The organism is Streptomyces sp. NPDC029152, assembly GCF_055564355.1.
This window is the reverse complement of sequence record NZ_JBVHWR010000017.1, coordinates 92,022-110,763: the sequence shown is the minus strand read 5'-3', so window position 1 is coordinate 110,763 and position 18,742 is coordinate 92,022. Positions and strand designations below refer to the sequence as shown.

General features: G+C 70.1%; 13 protein-coding genes and 7 pseudogenes. 7 read left to right on the top strand and 13 right to left on the bottom strand.

Annotated elements, in window-relative coordinates; translation table 11 throughout:
• Positions 1 to 308: 308 nt before the first annotated feature.
• From ACZ4V6_RS29360 to ACZ4V6_RS29350, 3 genes and pseudogenes are all read right to left on the bottom strand, one after another.
• Positions 309 to 624, bottom strand: a pseudogene (locus ACZ4V6_RS29360) (transposase); the annotation flags it as partial.
• A 167-nt stretch (positions 625 to 791) separates the two neighbouring features.
• Positions 792 to 1,268 (bottom strand): hypothetical protein, encoded by a 477-nt coding sequence (locus ACZ4V6_RS29355; protein ID WP_467833352.1) that lies wholly within the window; start codon positions 1,266 to 1,268, stop codon positions 792 to 794.
• 228 nt (positions 1,269 to 1,496) lie between these two features.
• Entirely contained in the window at positions 1,497 to 2,387 is an 891-nt protein-coding gene (locus ACZ4V6_RS29350; RefSeq protein ID WP_467833351.1) for a DUF3152 domain-containing protein, read from the bottom strand.
• Positions 2,388 to 2,550: 163 nt separating this feature from the next.
• Between ACZ4V6_RS29350 and ACZ4V6_RS29345 the strand changes: the two genes are divergently transcribed.
• From ACZ4V6_RS29345 to ACZ4V6_RS29335, 3 genes are all read left to right on the top strand, one after another.
• Positions 2,551 to 3,237: a response regulator transcription factor gene (locus ACZ4V6_RS29345; protein ID WP_081235485.1), complete on the top strand. Its 687-nt coding sequence runs from the start codon at positions 2,551 to 2,553 to the stop codon at positions 3,235 to 3,237.
• Positions 3,234 to 4,847 carry an ATP-binding protein gene (locus ACZ4V6_RS29340; protein ID WP_467833349.1) on the top strand — a complete coding sequence of 538 codons (1,614 nt, stop codon included), beginning with the start codon at positions 3,234 to 3,236 and terminating at the stop codon, positions 4,845 to 4,847. Before ACZ4V6_RS29345 ends, ACZ4V6_RS29340 begins: the two co-directional genes overlap by 4 nt.
• Before the next feature lie 116 nt (positions 4,848 to 4,963).
• On the top strand, positions 4,964 to 5,470 hold the full coding sequence (locus tag ACZ4V6_RS29335; RefSeq protein ID WP_467833347.1) for a hypothetical protein: 507 nt from the start codon (positions 4,964 to 4,966) through the stop codon (positions 5,468 to 5,470).
• A 404-nt stretch (positions 5,471 to 5,874) separates the two neighbouring features.
• Here ACZ4V6_RS29335 and ACZ4V6_RS29330 read toward each other — a convergent pair whose 3' ends face one another.
• The gene (locus ACZ4V6_RS29330) at positions 5,875 to 8,187 is read right to left on the bottom strand and encodes a beta-L-arabinofuranosidase domain-containing protein (RefSeq protein WP_467833345.1); all 2,313 of its coding nucleotides are present in this window, start codon (positions 8,185 to 8,187) and stop codon (positions 5,875 to 5,877) included.
• Positions 8,188 to 9,340: 1,153 nt separating this feature from the next.
• Here ACZ4V6_RS29330 and ACZ4V6_RS29325 point away from each other — a divergent pair.
• A pseudogene (locus tag ACZ4V6_RS29325) lies at positions 9,341 to 9,781 on the top strand (alpha-L-arabinofuranosidase); the annotation flags it as partial.
• On the opposite strand, the pseudogene ACZ4V6_RS29320 reads toward ACZ4V6_RS29325, so the two are convergent.
• The 6 genes and pseudogenes from ACZ4V6_RS29320 to ACZ4V6_RS29295 form a co-directional block, all read right to left on the bottom strand.
• Positions 9,731 to 10,021, bottom strand: a pseudogene (locus ACZ4V6_RS29320) (transposase); the annotation flags it as partial. The pseudogenes ACZ4V6_RS29325 and ACZ4V6_RS29320 sit on opposite strands and share 51 nt — an antisense overlap.
• A gap of 243 nt (positions 10,022 to 10,264) precedes the next feature.
• A complete protein-coding gene (locus tag ACZ4V6_RS29315) occupies positions 10,265 to 10,690 on the bottom strand; it encodes an HIT family protein (protein ID WP_467833343.1) in 426 nt (141 codons plus the stop codon).
• Positions 10,691 to 11,300: 610 nt separating this feature from the next.
• Entirely contained in the window at positions 11,301 to 11,909 is a 609-nt protein-coding gene (locus ACZ4V6_RS29310) for a hypothetical protein (protein ID WP_467833342.1), read from the bottom strand.
• 102 nt (positions 11,910 to 12,011) lie between these two features.
• Positions 12,012 to 12,197 (bottom strand): annotated as a pseudogene (locus ACZ4V6_RS29305) (lamin tail domain-containing protein); the annotation flags it as partial.
• A 47-nt stretch (positions 12,198 to 12,244) separates the two neighbouring features.
• Positions 12,245 to 13,240: an alpha/beta hydrolase gene (locus ACZ4V6_RS29300; RefSeq protein WP_467833341.1), complete on the bottom strand. Its 996-nt coding sequence runs from the start codon at positions 13,238 to 13,240 to the stop codon at positions 12,245 to 12,247.
• Between the two features lie 176 nt (positions 13,241 to 13,416).
• A complete protein-coding gene (locus ACZ4V6_RS29295; RefSeq protein WP_467833339.1) occupies positions 13,417 to 14,340 on the bottom strand; it encodes an SDR family oxidoreductase in 924 nt (307 codons plus the stop codon).
• Between the two features lie 137 nt (positions 14,341 to 14,477).
• Here ACZ4V6_RS29295 and ACZ4V6_RS29290 point away from each other — a divergent pair, with 137 nt between their 5' ends.
• A complete protein-coding gene (locus tag ACZ4V6_RS29290; RefSeq protein ID WP_467833338.1) occupies positions 14,478 to 15,098 on the top strand; it encodes a TetR family transcriptional regulator in 621 nt (206 codons plus the stop codon).
• Positions 15,099 to 15,425: 327 nt separating this feature from the next.
• Here the strand turns inward: ACZ4V6_RS29290 and ACZ4V6_RS29285 are convergent.
• Together ACZ4V6_RS29285 and ACZ4V6_RS29280 are read right to left on the bottom strand one after the other, a co-directional pair.
• Positions 15,426 to 15,905, bottom strand: a pseudogene (locus tag ACZ4V6_RS29285) (helix-turn-helix domain-containing protein); the annotation flags it as partial.
• 48 nt (positions 15,906 to 15,953) lie between these two features.
• Positions 15,954 to 16,106 (bottom strand): annotated as a pseudogene (locus tag ACZ4V6_RS29280) (IS701 family transposase); the annotation flags it as partial.
• 471 nt (positions 16,107 to 16,577) lie between these two features.
• Here ACZ4V6_RS29280 and ACZ4V6_RS29275 point away from each other — a divergent pair.
• The gene (locus ACZ4V6_RS29275) at positions 16,578 to 17,090 is read left to right on the top strand and encodes a hypothetical protein (protein ID WP_467833336.1); all 513 of its coding nucleotides are present in this window, start codon (positions 16,578 to 16,580) and stop codon (positions 17,088 to 17,090) included.
• Between the two features lie 263 nt (positions 17,091 to 17,353).
• Positions 17,354 to 17,833: a hypothetical protein gene (locus ACZ4V6_RS29270; RefSeq protein WP_467833334.1), complete on the top strand. Its 480-nt coding sequence runs from the start codon at positions 17,354 to 17,356 to the stop codon at positions 17,831 to 17,833.
• Positions 17,834 to 18,259: 426 nt separating this feature from the next.
• Here ACZ4V6_RS29270 and ACZ4V6_RS29265 read toward each other — a convergent pair.
• Positions 18,260 to 18,616 (bottom strand): annotated as a pseudogene (locus ACZ4V6_RS29265) (transposase); the annotation flags it as partial.
• Positions 18,617 to 18,742 lie beyond the last annotated feature (126 nt).

Genomic DNA, 18,742 nt, shown 5'->3' with positions numbered 1-18,742 from the left:
GCCATCGGCTTCGGACGTCGTAGGCGTGGTTAGCCGGACAGTTGCCCAGCGCCCCCGGTACGACCTGCCGGGGTCAGGGCACCGGTGCCGATACCACTGTGCCGTCCTCGAAGGTCAGGAAGAACGCGCCGTCCGACACCAGTGCCGTGATGTCTTCCCGCCCGCCGCGAACCTCTGACCGGCCTGAAGCCGGATCCCCTCAGGAAACGCCCGACGCTCAGGGGTCAGACCCCCGCCCTCTGGATACCTCACCTCATCGGCATACCGCGGGGATCATGAACCGTCACCACCCGACAACAACCCGAAAACCTCAGTAATCGTTCGCTGGACTCAATGCCGTTGCGTGCGATGCGCACGCCGATGCGCTTCCACCGGAGTCATCTACGCAGGTCAGCACGGTCATGCCTTGTCCGCGTGCAGGCGCTTGGGTTTGAAGTACCGGCCGCGGTGGGGGTCGTGTCCCGTTTGGTGAGCCTCCACCACCGGCTTCAGTCCTTCGCTGTCGTGGGTCTTGCCGGCCAAGACGCCGACGAGGAGGGGCAATCCGTTCGCGTCCGACAGGACGTGCATCTTGGAACCCGGCTTGCCCCGGTCCACGGGGCTCGGACCTGTGTGTTCGCCCCCGTTACCGTTCTCGTGGCCCCGCAATGGGGTTCCCGGTCTCCGGGTCCGGTACGACTTGTGCCCCTTGTCGATCATGATCGAAAAGTGGTGTCGCCTGGTCGGGAGGCACCGTCCTCCTGGCTGGCCGGGTATGTCCAGGACGAGCTTGCGGGCCTTGTCGGGGATCATCAGGCCCATGCGTTGAAGAGCACTCCGCCCAACGTGGTGATGCCGTAGGAGCGAACCCGGCGCCATTCGTCCTGTGCGAGAACGGAAGTGTCCACATCGGAGAGGGGGATGGTGAGTTGTTCGTCGCTCAGGACCACGAAGCCCGCTTCAGCGAAGGTGGAGGCCCACGGCGGAGGGGGGAGGAACTCCTCTCTGTACCAATTCCGGCGTTCGCGGGCGAAGGCGATCCAGGGGTGGTGGGCGTGACACAGAATGACGCTCTCGCCAGTGCGGTCGACGACCGACGCAGTGTGGAAGGTCAGGGGGTACTCCTGGCCCTCGAACTCGCCCACCCGGCCTTCGATTACTCGGGCAGCGGCATACAGAGCGGTTCGGAACGCCCGCACATCGGTATCCGGAAGCGGACCGTCCTTCGGCATGAAGAAGCCTGTCGCACCCCGTGGCAGCGTGAAGCGTGTGTTCCCCCCGTTGGTCATGTCGTTCATCTTGCCCGGTGCGAGACCCGCGTGGTTGTCGTGGGCGCCGGCGATCGTGGGTCCATACAGTGCGGCGCGGTTCCGTTCCGCCCCCTGGACGACGGCGCACTGTCCACGGGCGGTCCCCCTCCACCATGACCAACCCGAAGACCATCCCACCCGGACAGCCAACGTGACAGCGCCGTGACGGCCGCCCGCCGTGGCGGCCGGCCTCGGGACCGGCGCCGGTCATACGGGCGGCCCGGTGACGAAGTCACCGTTCTCCTCGTAGGGCCAGGCGTTGGCGACGCAGCCGTGCAGTCCCTTGATCTGCTGCATCATCACGGGGGCCAGTCGCCCGGCGCCCCCGCAGGTCACGTGCGAGTGACCGAGGAAGTGCCCCACCTCGTGGTTGATGATCAGCGCCCGGTAGTCATGGATCGGCCCGTCGAAGTTGGGCGAGCCCTTGACCCAGCGCTTGAGGTTCACCACCACCCCTCCGGGAACCTCGCAGTTGTACTCGCCCCCGGTGTCCTGCTGGATGCCCGCCCAGCACAGGGCGTCCGCCGTCGCCGGTGTCGCGATCTTTACCGCGATGTCGTGCGGCGATCCCGCGCCCACCAGCTGGAACGCGTTGTCCGGGTCGTGGGTCCAGCCCCGCGGGGCGGCGAGTATCTCGGCGATCTCGTTCGCCGCCTGGGACGGCGAGATGCCGAGGCCGGTCTCGACCTCCACGACGTAGCGCACCGGGCGGGAACCGCTGCCCACCCTCTCCCCACTGGCCTGCGCGGTGACGAACGTACCGCTGCCCGTCGGGGGGACGTCGATCTCGGTCCGGCTCGCGGAGGGAGAGGGAGAGGAGGAGGAAGGGGAGGCGGAGGGAGACGGTGCGGGAGTGGGGGTGACGTGCGTGCTCCGTGGTTGCGGCGCACCGCTCGACGCGTCGCCCCGCCCGCCTCCCAGGAGGTACGCCACCGAACTCAGCAGGCCGGCGGCCACCAGCAGGCCGATCAGCAGGCTCCGACCCCGGCGGCGCGGCCGTCCCCGGCGATGGGCGGACCGGCGTCGGCGGCCGGCGCGGTGACCGGCCGCGGTGCTGCCGGTGGCGGGTGCGGACTGCCGCTCTCGTACCGAATACATGGCAGCTCAATCTGGTGATTCCAGATGATCACCATGAGCCGGCGCTGTCACGGAAAGATAACGGCGCCCGCGTTCCCCGGCCCGTGTGATCGTTGTGTAACGGCGGTCGGAGAGGGGTCTTCCTCGGGACGGTCATCTCGTCCGGTCTGCTTACACTGCCGGAATGCCACGGGTCCTGATCGTCGAAGACGACCTAGATGTCCGCAGAGCCGTCCAACTGGGTCTGCGGCATCAGGGGCATGAGGTCTTCGCCGTGGAAACGGGGGAGGAAGGGCTGGAACAGCTCCTCCCCTTCCGGCCGGACGTCGTCGTGCTCGATCTCATGCTGCCCGGCATGTCCGGCCTGGACGTGTGCCGCCGGATCAGGGACCGCGACCAGGTGCCGATCATCATGGTGACGGCTCGGGGAGACGACGTCGACGTGGTCGTGGGACTGGAGACCGGTGCGGACGACTACGTGGTGAAGCCCGTGCAGGCCCGGGTGCTCGACGCACGGATACGGGCCGTACTGCGCAGACAGGACGCGTCACTGCCGGACGGCACCCGTCCCCGGGCGGAGACGCACGGCGAGCTGGTCGTCGACCGCGCCGGGCTCGTGGTGACGCACCGCGGCGAACCCGTCACCCTCGCCCCCTCCGAACTGCGGCTGCTGCTGACCCTGTCGGCCTCGCCCGGCCAGGTGTTCAGCCGCCAGCAGCTGCTGGAAGCGGTCTGGGAACACAGCTACCACGGCGACATACGGCTCGTGGACGCCTGTGTGAAGCGACTGCGCAACAAGCTCGGCGAAGGCAGGAATCCCCGTTACGTGCAGACCGTACGCGGATTCGGTTACCGCTTCGGCACCTCATGAGCGACCGGACGTCCGCGCGGACACGGAAGACCGCCGGGGAGCGGGGGACCGCACCCGAGGTCCCCACGGCTGAAGAGCCCCCCGCCGCCGTACCGGGTGCCGGCCCCCGGCGGTTCCTCCGGGCGGCCCTGGCACGCATCCCCCTCCCCCTGCGCGGTCTGCGCCCCCGCCTGCTGACGTCCTTCGTCCTGGTGGCCATGGCCAGCTCCCTGGGCACCGGGGCCCTCGCCTTCCGCGAGGCGCGCACGGGGGTGCTCCAGCAGAGCCAGGACTCCGTCATCAACCAGTTCCGTACGAGCGTCGACGCCGTCGCGCCCAACATCCCCATTGCCCCGAACCAGGAGGACCTCCAGTCCGCGGTGGACCAGGTGCTGTACGCGAACCGTTCGTCGGGCTGGCGGATCATGGCCACGTACGGTGGCCACCGCGCCTACGCGCCGAGCGCCGGTTTCGTCGAGCTGAGCCCCGAAATGCTCCGGTCCGTCCGGGACCGACGTGTCGCGGTGTTCCAGCGGATGAACGTCGGCGGGCGTCCTCGTCTCGTCGTGGGCATGCCCGTCACGTACACCTGGGGGGAGGGCCTGGAGACCAGGCTCTCCGGGCTCGTGATGTACCTGGAGGTCCCGCAGACCACCGAAGAGGGGTACGTCGAGGCCATGGTCCACGGCATCGAGCGGGCCACCCTGGTGGCCCTGTGCCTCGCCGTCGTCCTGGCGCTGCTCGCCGCGAGCGGCGTACTGCGTCCCGTACGGGCGCTGCGCCGGGCGACGCGCCAGATGGCCGCGGGGCATCTCGACGTCCGGCTGGACGTCACCGGCTCCGACGAACTGGCCGATCTCTCCCAGTCCTTCAACGAGACGGCGGCCGAACTGGAGCGGACCGTACGGGAGCTGCGCCGCCTGGAGGCCCAAGGGCGCCGCTTCGTGGCGGACGTCTCCCACGAGCTGCGCACGCCGCTGGCGGCGATGTCGGCGGTCACCGACGTGCTGGACCTGGAGGGAGAAGGGGAGACCGGTGAGGCGCTGCGGCTCATCAGCGAGGGGACGAACCGGCTGAGCGGATTGGTGAACGACCTGATGGAGATCTCCCGTTTCGACGCGGGGGCGGCCGAACTCAACCGGGACGAGATCGACCTGGCCGAGTCCGTACGGCGCACCGTCGCCTCCCGGTGGCGGCAGGGGCAGGTGGAGACCCGGCTGCCCGGACCGGGCGAGCTCCGCGCGCGCGTCGATCCGCGCAGACTCGACGTGGTGACGGCCAATCTGATCGGCAACGCGCTGCGGCACGGAGAGCCGCCCGTGCGGCTGACCATGGGGGTACGGGTGGACGGGGCGGGCACGGCGTGGGCCGTCATCGAGGTGACCGACAACGGACCGGGGATCGCCGAGGAGGCCATGCCGCACATCTTCGAGCGGTTCTACAAGGCGAGCACCTCACGGGCCAGGAGCGAGAGCAGTGGGCTGGGTCTGGCCATCACGGCGGAGAACGTGCGCCTGCACGGGGGGCGCATCCGGGCGGCGAACCTGCCCCGGGGCGGCGCGGTGTTCACGGTCGAACTCCCGCTGCACCGCGACGACACCGACACCGAGGCCGACGGGGGCACCCGGTGAGGGGCTCGCGGACTGCAGCGCTGCTGTCCGGGCTCACGGCCTTGGCCGCGGTCGCGCTCACGGCGTGCGGAGTCCCCCCGTCCGGTGTCATCGAGACCGGTGCGCCGGCGAGCGGCATGTTCTCTCCCAGTGCGACACCACCCTCGACGCCCGCCACCATCTCCCTCTTCTTCCTGCGCGACGGGGAGTTGATGCCCTATCCCCGCCGGATCGACGACGCCGGGGACCTCGAGGCCGTCGTACGCCTGCTGTTCGAGGGGCCGGCCGCGAACGAGGCCGCGATGGCCACCACGGAGCTGCCCCGCCTGACGGACGCGCCGCGGGCGGCGATCGACAGCGGCATCCTCTTCGTCAAACTCCCCGGTGAGACGGCTCCGCTGAGCCGTCGGGCCATGCTCCAGCTGACGTGCACGGTGAACCACGCGGCTTCGCCGGTCCTCACCGCCGTCCCCCGCGCCGACGCGGAAGCCGACGGCGACACCGCGCGCCGTTTTGCCGCGCCCAGCAGCCTCCATGTGTTCGGGGACGGATGGGCGATGACGCAGTCGGACCACGCGTGCCCCGTCGCGTCCCCTTCGCAGGAGCAGCCGGAAGCACCGACCCCGTGGGAGCCCTCCGGCTGACCACCGGACGGCCCCCGCCCAGGACCGGAACAGCAGTACGTCCGGCAGGTCGACCCTCAGCGGGTCGCGACCGCCACCTTCACCGGGCCTGTGGACCAGGACAAGGCATGGGCCCAGTGGGCCAAGCAGACGGCAGTCGAACGGCAGATCGACGCGGCGCGGCCGAACATCTCACTCTCGCTTCTCGAACAGGAGGGAAGAACCCAAGCCCGTTGGAACCTGCTCAACGCCCAGGCCACCACACGCCCGCCACTGACGGCCCGTGCCGGCCGCACGCACGGCGGCCGGCCACGGACCGGCGGCCGTCGCCTCCCCCGACGCCTGCGGTGCCGGCTTCCGGAACGCTCTTCCGCGAAGGCTCCACCGCCACCCGCTCGGGACGGGGCACGGGAGGCGGCCGTCGGTCAGCGCACGATGCGCCACCGGTTGTCGACCGTGCCGTCGTCGGCGTCCTGGACGGCGAAGGCACCGACCGCGGTGGAGCCGCCGGCGATGGCGAGGAGCTTCCCACTGTGCGCGTTGCGGATCTTGTAGGTGCCGTCGCCCTGGTCGAGCAGGGCCCAGCGATGGTCGGCGGTGCCGTTGTCCGCCCACTGCAGGACGGCGGCGCCGTCGGCCGTGGACATGTTGAGCACGCCGAGCACCTTGCCGCTGTGGACGTTGCGGAAGCGGTAGGCGTCGCCGTCGGGGATCATCTCCCAGTCGTGGTCGGCGGTCCCCGAGTCGGGCCACTGCAGGGCACGGCCGCCGTCGGCGGTGGACATGTCCTGGACGCCCAGCACCAGGCCGCTGGCCGCGTTGGCGAGGCGGACGGAGATGAGGCCGCCGGTGTTCCAGTAGACGGTGTAGTTGTGTCCGTGCGCGTCGTGGAACGGACCCAGGTTCACGGTGGTGCCGTTCGCGGTGGCGGTGAAGGCGAGCGAGGTGGACCCGGTCCGCCGGATCGACGTGGTGTCGAGGGAGGGGAGCGAGGTGAGGGCCGCGTTCCCGTAGTTCCCGGACAGGACGACCGGGCCGTAGGTGACGGCGGAGATGTTCGGGTTGTCGTTGGCCGGCCGTACGACGGTCCGCATGGGCAGGCGGACGGTGACGGTGTCGCCCGAGGTCCAGGCGCGGTTCAGGGTCGCGTAGCTGCCGGCGGTCGTCGCGATGTCCTGCGCGACGCCGTTGACACTGATGACGGCTCCGGTGGTCCAGCCGGGGACGCGGATGCGCATCGCCCACGTCCCGCCGGCGTTGCCGGTGACGCGCAGGGTCGTGGTGTCGCCCGCCGGGTACGTGGTCGTCTGGGTGACGGTGATGCCGCGCTGGGTCCAGGTGAGGACGGAGGGCACGAACAGGTTGACGGTCAGGGTGGTGTCGGAGTGGAAGTAGACGGAGTCCGCCAGCCGGGTGTGCATCTCCAGACCGGTGCCCTGGCAGCACCAGAAGGTGGTGTAGTCGGTGCTCCAGGTGCCGCCGCCCCACGCCGGGCCGACACCGCGCCGGCCTCCGGGCCTCAGCGGGGTGAAGTAGGTGACGTGGCCGTGCGGGTCGGCCGGGTTCTGCTGGCCGATCATGTGGTTCAGCCATGCCTGCTCGTAGTAGTCGAACAGCGCGGCCCGGTCCGGCGTCAGCGCGAACAGCTCCCGCGTCAGACGGAGCATGTTGACGGTGTTGCAGCTCTCGCACGTGTCGTTCATCAGGTACCCGGCGATGGCGTTCGGGGCGCGGAAGTGTTCGGCCTGGCTGTTGCCGCCGATGGCGTAGGTGTGTGCGCCGACGCACATGGTCCAGGCGTTGGTGGCGATGTCCCGGTACCGGGCGGTGCCCGTGGCCTTGTACTCGCGTACGGCGCCGATCCACTTCGGCACCTGTGTGTTGGCGTGCAGCCCGGCCAGGCGGTCCTGGTTCGCGGCCAACGGGTCGAAGACCGCGGTGTGGTCGAAGCGCTGGGCGACGGTGAGCCAGCGCGTGTCCCCGGTCTGCTGGCAGAGGTCGGCCAGTACGGCGTTCATGCCGCCGAACTCGGTGCCCAGCATGGCCTGCATCTGCGCGGGGGTCAGCCGGCCGGTGCGCGTGTCGACCCAGCCGGCCAGCGCGAGCAGCACGTCCCGGGCTTGGATGCTGCCGAGGTGCCGCCATACGTCCAGCAGACCGGCCATGGTCTTGTGGACGGTGTAGTACGGCACATTGCCGTTGCTCAGCGTGCGGGCCTCCAGCGCCGTGAAGTCGGACTCCGGGTACCCGGACAGATAGCCGGAGGTGAAGCCGGCAGCGCGGTTGTTGGCCTGGCACTTGGCCAGCTCCGCGACCATGTACAGGGCCTTGTCGCGGCAGACGGTGTCCCCGGTCACGGCGTACAGCTGCGCCCAGGCGGTGAGGAAGTGGCCCTGGACGTGGCTGCGGAAGGGGAAGTCGGGCGCCTCCCAGCCCCCGGTGGCGGCGGCGCCCTTCGTGGACAGCCCGTGGTTGGCGCGGAAGTTGTACAGCAGCCGGTCGACGTCGACGAACCGCAGGTAGCTCTGGGTCCGGTTCTGGTTGTCCAGCCACCTGCTCGCGGTCAGCCTGACCTGACCGAGGTCGAAGGGGAAGGCCAGGGCTCCGATGTCGGCACGGGCCGGGGAGGCCGCCGCTCGGGCGGGGGACGTGCCGGCCAGCGGACCGACGGCGCTCGCGGCGGCGGTCGCCCCGGCGAGCTGGAGGAGACGGCGTCTGCTGACGGAGGAAGAGGACATGCGGGCACCCTTCTGGGAGACTCGGCGGCTCGGGCGAGAGAGGAAGGGCCGGTCGGGGCGTGCGGTTCACCGGCCTGGTTCATGTCCGGCCAGAGGTGGCGGTGGCGTAGGTGGCGGCCCGGGCGGCTGCAGGCCGCCCGCGAAGGTGAGCGAGGTCGTCCCGTAGCGCGATCGGACCTGGTGGCGGGCGGGGAGCCGCCTGCGCGGGCGTGGCCGTCAGGGGAGTGAGCGGTGCGGCGTCAGCGCGGTCGTGGCGGCCGGGTCGCCCGTGAGTCGTGTTCCGCGACGAGGGCGCGCGGACGCCTCCATGAAGGCGGCTCCGGGACGAGGAGGAGGCGGCACGGCAGCGGTGGGGACGACCGCGTCGAGGCGGCCCCGCCGCCGTGGCGGCCCGAGGGGCAGTCCAGGTCCGCGACCTCCAGGAGGCCGCACCGGTGCCGCGGGTGCGCTGAGCGCCGCGCCGTCGGCCATGGACGCGCCCGCACGGTCAGTTGCGTGCCGCCGTGCCGGCTCTCGACGCAGTACCGGTCACCGCCCGCGTCAGCGAACCGCCGCTCCTGCCGGGCGGCGCCGCTGACGGTGCCCTGACCGACCAGGGTTCGGTCCTCCGTATGCGGCATGCGAATGCCCTCCGTGAACAGCGCTCCACGCGTCGGGGCGCGGGACACCGTGGCGGGCCGGCTGGTGGTCGACCGGCGAACCGCGGGGCCGCCGGGCGGTGTGCGGACACGCATGAAAGCCTCCTCGTGCGGGGGAGGGAAGCCGAGCGCATGGGTGGTGTACCGGAAGCCGTCTTGCGGACGGTTCACTGCCGGCGGTCTGCCGGGGGACACCAGGGGCGGATGGAGACCGTCTGTTCGTCATATCGAACGTTGTTCGTGGAAGTGACGAGACCATAAAGGGGGGAGTGACGGGCCGTCAATGCGGGCGACGTCGGCAAGCGGCACCGGCGATGCGGGCGTGAGCTCCGTGCGCCGAAGCCATTGACGCGTCCGTGGCACGGGCTTACGGTCTGACCGGTCTCCCGAACCTGGTTCCGTATACCGAACACGGGGGAGTCCTGAGCCGCTCCGCGTCCGCGCTTGCCCGCCCGCTCCCGTCCGCCCCCGCACGAGTCCGGAGAGCCGATGAGCCACGCCAAGCCTTCCCTGCCCTGCCCTCACACAGACTCGTCCTCGGTGCCGGCGCGGCCACCTCCCTGGCCCTCGCCACCGGGCTGACCCTGGGCGCCCACTCCGCCCACGCCGTCGACTCCGCCTACGTGATGGGCTACTTCACCGAGTCACCGAACGGCGTCGGCACCGACTACGGCCTGCACCTGGCCGTCAGCACGGACTCCCTGAACTGGACGCCCTTGAACAGAACAACCCCGCCGTCACCCCCACCGAAGGGGCCGGCGGCCTGCGCGACCCGTTCATCATGCGCAAGAGGGACGGCACGTTCGTCGTGCCGGCCACCGACCTCCAACGGCACCGACTGGGGCTACAACGGCCAGACCATCCACGTCTGGGCCTCCACCGGCCTGCGCACTTTCACCAACTACCGCCGCCCCCGGCTCGGCGAGCAGGACCTCGTGCAGACGCGGCCACACGCCCGCTTCGGTCCAGTCCCGCAGGCGGCGCCAGGCGGTGATCCCGCTGCGGCCGGTCTGCTCCGTGGGCACGTCCCGCCAGCTCACGCTCTTGCACAGTACGTACACGATGCCGCGCAATGCGGCACGGTCATCGGCCGGCAACCGACCGGGATGGCGATGCCGTCGCGGCGGACATGGCGGCAACAGCGGAGCCGTCCGCTCCCACAGGTCATCAGGCACAAGATCATCCGACGCGTGCAGCACTCTGCCGCCCGAACACCTCAACTGCCAAGCCCCTGAGGTGAACTCATTTTGAAGTGATCAGTTGCAGTCCGGCGTGTGCAGTACACCGCGGGCCGGGCCCCGCCCCTCGCGGACACCATGACCAACCACGGCCAGGTCGCGGCTGCCGTCGCCTATCGGGTAGTCACGCCTGCGATGCACACCAGAGCTCTTGCCTGCCGTCAGGCAGCGGTGGCTTCGTCCGCAGCTTCCGGATCTCGCTCAACTTTCCTGCTGCCGCCCTCTTGCCAGCAGTTCGGCAAGCCTCGCACCGGGGTCACCCTCCGTCCGGTGCTCGGACCGTCCGGACGGCCAGGTCGAGATCCCGTCGTCCACCCACCGCGGGACGACATGGAAGTGAAGGTGCGGCACCGACTGTTCCGAGCCCGGACCGCTGGCGTTCAAAATGTTCACGCCCGAGGCGTCCAAGGCGGTCCTCATCGCCCCGGCCACGCGCTTCACCAGTGCCATGGTCGCGGAGAGGACGTCGTGCGGAGTGTCGAAGACATCCGCGTAGTGCCGTGTGGGAACCACCAGTGTGTGGCCGGGCGCCAAAGGGTCCAAGGGGGAGAATGCGCACGCCTGGGAAGCATGAGCCACCCACCGCGCAGCGTCTTCTTGGATGAGCCGACAGAAAGTGCAATCCATGCGGCCCGAGCTTGCCACAGACATAGCGGTGCCCGACCGATCTCGCGCTTGAAGCCGGCCTCGGCACGCCGCTGTCGTGGGGCTGCAATCTACCGCCGGCAGAAGACTCGCTATGTCCCCGACCCGCCCCTTCCCTTCTTGGCGCTACGGCTTCGCCAGATGCCGATCCCTCCCGTGATGGCGGTGATCATCACGGCACCGGTGGGCCAGAAGCCGGGTCTCCCCGGGCGGCGAGACGGAGGAGTCCCACGATCTCTTCCTTGATGTCCGCGGGTGATCAGACCTCACCCCAACCGCCGATCGCGGCCCTTCCCACGTATCCGCCGATCCCGTAGCCCAACCGACGGCCACCGCGGCCTCAAGCTCTCCTGGAGTTTCACGGCCGATGAGACGGAAGTCGCGGCCCTCCACGACGTGACGGCCGACTGTCCGGACCAGACCGTGACGTACGAACGAGTCGTTTAACAGGCCGTTGGCCCCATCGCCCGGCCCGGCCCGGCACTCGCTCTGCGCCGCATGCCCCTCGCTCTGGTCGCAGACTGTCGGGCAAACCCTGGGAGCTGAATCGACTGGCTCCCGAGGTGTGGCCGGCACTCCTGTGCGCCGCGTTCTACGCGCCGGTCGGGGCGGGCGGGGTGAGGGGCAGGTGGTAGAGGGCGGTGTCCATGTCCCGCGCGGTCCAGGCACGGGCTGGTTCGGGGGCGTGGGCCAGGAGGTGGTCGATGATCTCGAGGTAGCGGCTGTAGCGGCCTCGGGAGTGGGTGAGTCTGATGCCGAGGGAGTGCAGGGCGGTGTGGGCGCGGCGGTCGTAGACGGCCATGCGGTCGGGCGCGGCGGCGGTCAGGACGGCGGAGGCCAAGGCATCGCCGGAGGTGAAACCGGGCAGCTCGCTCAGGGCGGCTCGGCCGGCCCGGGCTGCCTGGCTGCGGCTGAGGGAGGTGTCGCGCACGGCGAGCGTGGCGGCTCCGGTCGCCTTGCGTACGTCGGCGTCCGCAACGGCCATGAGCGCACCGGCCCAAGGGGTGTCGGCGCGCAGGCGCTTCCACAGCAGCAGCGCCCCGATGTCGGCTTTCCCGAGGCTTCCTTCCGTGCGGGCGCGGTGGGCAACCTGGTGGAGGACCTCGTCGTAGTGCGGGCTGACCGCGAGTGTGTAGGCGTCGCGTGCGGCGATGAGCCGCTGCCAGCCGCGGTGGTCGAGCACCGCGTCCTGGGCCGTCACGGCTTCCTCTTTCCTTCGATCCGCTGGGGCTGCCTGGCATGCGCGGGGGCCGGCCGCCGGTCACATCCCGGTGGCCGGCTCCTCGTCCGGGGCGACGGGTGGTCAGCCGTGGTAGGTGATGTAGCCGTCGCGGTCGTCGGTCTTCTTCGTATAGGAGTGGACGTCGGCGCGGGAGCCACCGGGCTTGTACAGGTAGATGGTGTCCTTGTCGTTGTTCCACAGGAAGTTGCAGTTCTGCCGGTAGGCGACGTTCTTGGCGTCGCTGTCGGTGCCGCGGCCGCCGCGCAGGCGCCGGTGGTGATTGCGGACCGGCGGCACGCCGTCAGGCCTGCGGGTCACGCGGCAGTCGCGGTTGCTGCCGGGGTCTTCGTGAGGTGCCGGGCGAGGAAACTGTTCCAGCTGTGGCGAAAGCTCTCCGCGAGCTGGGACTGCGGGGCGAACAGGTCGAAGGCATGGTATGCGCCGGGGTAGAGGTGCAGCTCGACGGGGACGCCGTGGGCGCGCAGGCGCGCGGCGTAGTCGAGGTTCTCGTCGCGGAAGACGTCGAGTTCACCGACGCCGATGAAGGTCGGGGGCAGGCCGGCGAGGTCGGTCGCCCGGGAGGCGGCGGCGTAGGGCGTGACGTCCTGGGCGCCGGCGCGGTCGCCGAGGATCGCCTGCCAGGCCAGGAGGTTGGTCGCGCGGTCCCAGATGCCGATGTCGGTGATCCCCTGGCTCGAGTCGGTCGTGTTGCGGTCGTCGAGCATCGGGTACTGCAGCATCTGGAACAGGGGGGTCACGGCGCCGCGGTCACGTATCAGAAGGGCGGTGGCGGCGGCGATGCCTCCGCCGCCGCTCTGGCCGGCCAGGCCGATGCGGGTGGGGTCGAGGCCGAGATCGGCAGCGTTGTCGCCGATCCACCGATAGGCGGCGTATCCGTCCTCGGCGGCGCCGGGCGCGGGGGTTTCCGGGGCCAGGCGGTAGTCGACGGCGGCGACGGCGCAGCCGAGTGCCGCAGCCAGCGGCTTGAGCCAGGGTGCGTCCTGGGCGGCGTAGCCGAGCACCTGCCCTCCGCCGTGGAACCAGACGATGACCGGCAGCGGTCCGGGCGCGTTCTGCGGACGCAGCAGGAGGATGGGGACATGGGCAGCGTCGGCGCGCGGCACGTGGATCTCGTCGGCGGCGACGGTGGGCTCGTCGGGGATGGTGGCGGCGATGGTTTCGGCAAGCGCGCGGACGGCCTCGCGGGTGGCGGGGATGTCGGTCAGGTCGAAGACGCCGTTCGGACCGATCGGCATGGCCTGGAGTGCTGCGGCGAGTTCGCTGTCGATCGCGAGACGGGAGCGGGGCATGGTTCTGCTCTTCCTGGGGTGGGGTCTGCGTCGAGACCCGGGAGGGTGATCAGACCGTCGGTGCGGCGAGGCGGTCGCCGCACACCAGGCCTTCGAGAAGGCCCAGGTGGCTGGGCGAACAGCCGAGCAGGGCCTGAACGTGGCACGGGGCCGGGTGGGACGGAGAGGGAGCAGGCTCAGCTTGCGGGCGTCGCCGGGACGTCGAAGTAGTGGCCTTGGCGGAGGTCGTCGAGGAGGCCGGGCTGGACGGGCTTCCATCCCAGGAGATCCCGGGTCAGCGCGCTTGAGGACGGGTTGTCGGCCGTGGCATGACCGCTGAGGAAGCCGAAGTGGGCGTCGGCCTGCGTCGACGGGATGCTGACCACGGGCAGGTTCAGCCCATGGCCGATGACCTCGGCGATCTCCCGAAATGCGACGCCCTCGTCGTCGGCGGCGTGCAGCCGGGAGCCCGCCGGCGCGGACTCCAGCGCCTGCCGGTACAGGCGTGCCGCGTCAAGGGTGTGCACGGCGGGCCAGCGGTTGGCCCCGTCGCCGACGTAGGCGGCGACGCCCTTGGACCGGGCGATGGAGATCAGGGTCGGGATGAAGCCGTTGCGGTCGAGCGTGCTGTGGACGGTCGGAGCGAGCCGGACGACGGACGAGCGGATGCCGCGCTGTGCGAGTGCGACCACCGCGTTCTCGGCGTCGATCCGTGGCCCTGCGTCGAGCGCGTCGGCTTCGGTGGCGACGTGGTCCAGCCCCGCGGAGGCGAGGAGCATGGTTCCCGACGTGGCCACCAGAGGCTTGCCGGTGCCGGCGAGCGCGCTTCCGAGCGTATCGATGGCGCGCAGATCCGCCACGACCGCGCTGTCGAAGTCACCGGCGAACATCGCGTCGTGCTTGAAGGCCAGGTGGATGACGCCGTCGGCCGCGGCGGCGGCTGCGGCGAGGCCGTCGAGATCGTCGAGGTCGCCGCGGTGCACCTCGGCTCCGGCGGCCGTCAACGCGGTGGCGGCCCTGTCGGAGCGGGCCAGGCCGACGACCTGGTGTCCCACTTGAAGGAGTTCGGGAACGACGGCGGAGCCGACGTGTCCGGACGCTCCCGTGACGAATACGCGCATGACGTGCGCCTTCCTTCTGCGGGCTCCCCAACGGGGCGGGGAGCCCTGATGTCAGTTCGTGACATCACCGTAGCACCGATGTCAGGCTCTGCCATGACTCTGATGTCAGATTCTGTCATCGCGTGTAGGATCGGAGCATGAGCCGATGGAAACCCGACGCACGCGGCCGCCTGGAGAAGGCGGCGCTGGAGCTCTTCGACCACCAGGGCTTCGACGCCACCACCGTCGCGGAGATCGCCGGCCGCGCCGGAGTCACCGAACGGACCTTCTATCGGCACTTCGCCGATAAACGGGAAGTTCTCTTCCCCGGCGACAATCCCCTCCCCGCCGTCCTCGCGGACGCCACGGCCACCGCCCCCGTCCCGCTCCCGCCACTCGAGGTGGTCACCCGCGCCCTGACCGAAGCCGCTCCCGTCTTCGAAGAGCGCGCAGACCTGGCACCGCAACGCCAGGCCGTCATCGCCGCCAACCCTGAACTCCAGGAACGGGAACTGGCCAAACTCGCCGCATTCGCCGCCGCGCTCGCCCACGCGCTGCGCGAACGCGGTCTGGAGACCACCACCGCAGCACTCGCCGCGGAAATCGGGATTGCCGCGTTCAAGGTCGCCTACGAACGCTGGGTCAACGACCCCGACCGACGCTCTCTCGTCCAGCACATCCGGGAAACCCTGGACACCGCCGGGCACCTCACCGCGCCCCCCGAACATGTCCCTGCGACCGACGACGTGAGCTCCACAGGCAAGGAGGGTGCGACATAAATGCGGCGGGCACCCCGAGCAAGGGGCCCGCGGGCTGCCGCAGCCGGGTCCACTGCCGCCGGCGGTGCTCGACGCGCCGGGCACGGCCCGAGACCGGGGGCAGTGGGCGGTGTCCATTCGTGCCGGCGCACCGACCGCGGCCGGACTGCTCGATGGGCTGCATGCCGCCACACACTGGTAATACACAGACGACCCCGCACGCCAACTGCCGTGCACGTGGACCGTGACGTGCTCTACGTGGACGAGTGCGACTACGTACCCGAACCCATCGCGGTCGCCGAGGACCGTCACGCCCTCGCAGTGCTGGGCAAGGCCGGAGTCCCGTCAGGCCTTCGCGTCCGCCGTGTTGCCGGGCATCGGCCGGGCCATGGCCACCACCAGCCGGGTCTCGGCGTCCACGACGACCTGCACGTTCGCCGAGAACCGGTGGTTACGAGAAGAGGCGCCGGCCTTGCGGTCGCGGACCGGGATGAGGGTGCTCTCCACGATCCACAGCCGTTCGGCGTCACCGGCGCAGACCCGGGCCGGCTCCAGCGCGAGCAGCGGACCGAGCCCTTGGATCGCCCGGCACACGGTCGCCGGCGAGACACCGAAGAGGGGGGCGAGCTACCGCATGGTGAGGTTCGTGCGGTAGTACACGGCCACCACCAGCACCCGCTCGGCCAAAGGAAGCCGCCACGGACGGCCTCATCCACACCCCTCGCCACCGCGTTCCCGTACCGCCCGCAGCAACCGGCCGGACTGGTCCACCCGCAGGCCGGTGAACGTCTCCACCCACACCCGCTCGGCCCTCAACACCCCAGCCATACAACGGAGATGCCAGTTCACGGCCTTCTGCAACACCCTTTAGGCCGGCTCGGGAACCCCTGTGCCGACGGGTGCATAGGCGAGGTGGCAGGCGGTCTCTTCCGGCCGGGCGAGGTTGCGGCGGGCCAGGACCCACCGGTCGTGCGTGGGCTGATCGCCGTCGAAGTCGCAGATGGCCGGCAATTTCGCCGCGGCCCAGTCTTACCCCGCCAGCCCAACCGCCCTGCCGGCCCAGGGCCTTACGGGCCATCCGCTCCTGGCTCACCCCGGCCATCACCCTCATCCGGTGGTGGCGGGCATGCACGGACACCGGCCCACCCTCTGAGCTCCAGAACCTGGTCGACGCGGTCACCACCGGACACGGCATTGACCTCTGCCTCCAGATTTAACGAACTACCGGTAACACGGCTCAGTCCATCGGGTCCGCAGCGACGCGCCGTCATTACGGGAGTGAGAATGCGTCAGAACATCACCCTGAAAGCCTAATGGTGTGTTAATCCGCTTTTTCAATAGGTCATCTGAGGCACCGTCAGTTTTTGAAGGGAGTCGAAGAATACCCCGTTCGGAGCTGAATCCCTGACTTTCCGAAATGCCTGCCATGTCGGTTCTGGGTAAGTTCATTCACGAGCCGGCCGAACGGTCCGGCGTCTCTGTTCGACAGGAGATGGTGAGATGAAGCTTCGTTCGACCATGGTCACCGCCGGTGTGTCGGCTGCCGCGGCTCTGGCCGCGACCGGCATCACCTACGCATCGGCCGGCACCGCTTCGGCGCCCCAGGAGGTCTCGGCCGCTGTCGCCGCCCCGACCGGCGGCGACAGCGGCAACAGCAAGGGCAACGAAGGCAAGGGCAACGAAGGCAAGGGCAACGAAGGCAGGGGCAACGACCGGGACAACGACTACGAGGGCCGTATCCAGATCAACGAGCGGTCCTACTCCACCCACCCCGGTGACTGCATCACCGTGGTCAGCGGCCTGGGCGCGAAGAGCCTGAACATCCGCAACGAAAGCAGCAAGACCGTCGAGGTCTTCCGCGGGGCCGTCTGCGACAACGGCGCTCCGATCGCCACGGTCGGACGCCACAGCTCCAGCTACGGCGTGCGCCCCGGATGCGTCGAAGGCATCGACGTCGACGAGGGTGTCGTGGCCAGCTTCCGGGTGGTCAAGCGCCACCACGACGAGTACTAGGCCGCGGCAGCCCGCACAGGTGGAGCCCCGGCCCGCTGGAATCGGGCCGGGGTCCCAGTTTGGCCCATGTGCGTGGCGGTCACGTCCCCCACACCCTGCCAGTGTCGGATGCCAGGTGCGCGGCGTCCGGTGTCCAAGCGGCCGCCCCCTGCCTTCACAGGGCCGCCCACCTGCGGATTTATCCGCCTGCGCCGCGCGTTCCCAGTCCGCTGCCCCGGCTGTCCGCCCAGCGCTTTCCGGCCCGCAAACGGGTGAGGAGTGACATGAGCATCCGCCTGGTGGAAGACGTGAGCGACGGCACCTACGTCCTGGACGGCCTCGCCGTCACGCTGACCCCGCCGATGCCCTGGCTGGGGCACCAGGCCCGCTGGGAGCTGAACGGCCACCTCAAAGAGCCCGTCGACCTGACCCGGGTCACCTGCGACGTGATCATGAAATTCGGGCCGGTGAAGATGTTCCAGAGAACCTACAGGCTACCCGACCTGCTCGAGACCCTGGGCGCGAGACTCTCGGGCGATCTCACACCGGCTGCCGGACCGTGGCGGCAGACATGGAACCTCCAGCTCCCTGAAGCGGTGCCGGTGGCCGAGCACCGCATCCTGCTGCACGCCCGCACGGACAGCGGACAGAACTTCCTCGCACTGGACATCGCCCTGAACTTCAGCCACAGATTCCGCCCGACCCCGACGAGCGGCAACGCAGGCTCACGCGTGCTGCACGGCTCACACAGCGCCGGCACTTGACGCGCGCCGCGCCGGCCCGCCGCCAGCACCTTGTCGACGCCTTCCAGCACGCCCCGCCCCGGTGGTCATCCTGTCCGTCAAGGCGGCCGGCACCGGACTGACCCTCACCCGGACCGAGCACGTCATCCACGATGACCGGCCCTGGGACCCCGCTGTCGAGGATCAGGCACCGACCGCGCCCACCACATCGGACAGCACCGCACCGTCCAGGGCCACCAGCTGATCGCCGAGTGTACCGCCGAGGACCACATCAACGAACTCCTCGCCCGCAAGCGGGCCCTGACCGACGCCGTCCTTGCCTCCGGCGAAGGCGCCCTCACCGAACTCGACGACACCGAGCTGACCGCCCTCGTCTTCCCTGGCGGGTTGGCGGGTTGGCGTGTTGAAGGAGCCTGGGGTGCGCATCACACTACTGAGGTTGTGGAGTCGTGGTGTCGTCGGTGTGAGCCATGTTCCGGTGAGGCATCCGTCGATGATGTCACTGCGGTATTGGATCTGGCGGAGGCCGTGTCGGAGCCGGCGTATGAGGCGGCTCGGGTCGGTGAAGGCCGTGTCGGCCTGGGTGGTTCGGCGCAGGACCGGCCAGATCCCTTCCACGGGGTTGAGGCCGGGTGCGTAAGACGGCAGGTGGCAGGCGGTGAGCCAGTCCTGCGTGTCGATGAAGGCTCGCATGCGGCGGTCCTCGTGGACGTTCACGTTGTCCCGGATGAGGACGATGGGTGCGCCAAGCTGCTGGTGGGCGGCGATGAGCAGGTCGCGGTATTCGGTCCACGCGAAGCTCTTTGTCGGCGTACTCTCTTGAGTGCACCACCGGGTGCGGAGTTGTGTGCACCACCGCTCCGAAGCGGCACGCTTCCGGGATGAGCCTCGGTCGACGTCCGCCGGCCCGGCCGCGGGCCCGGGCGGAGG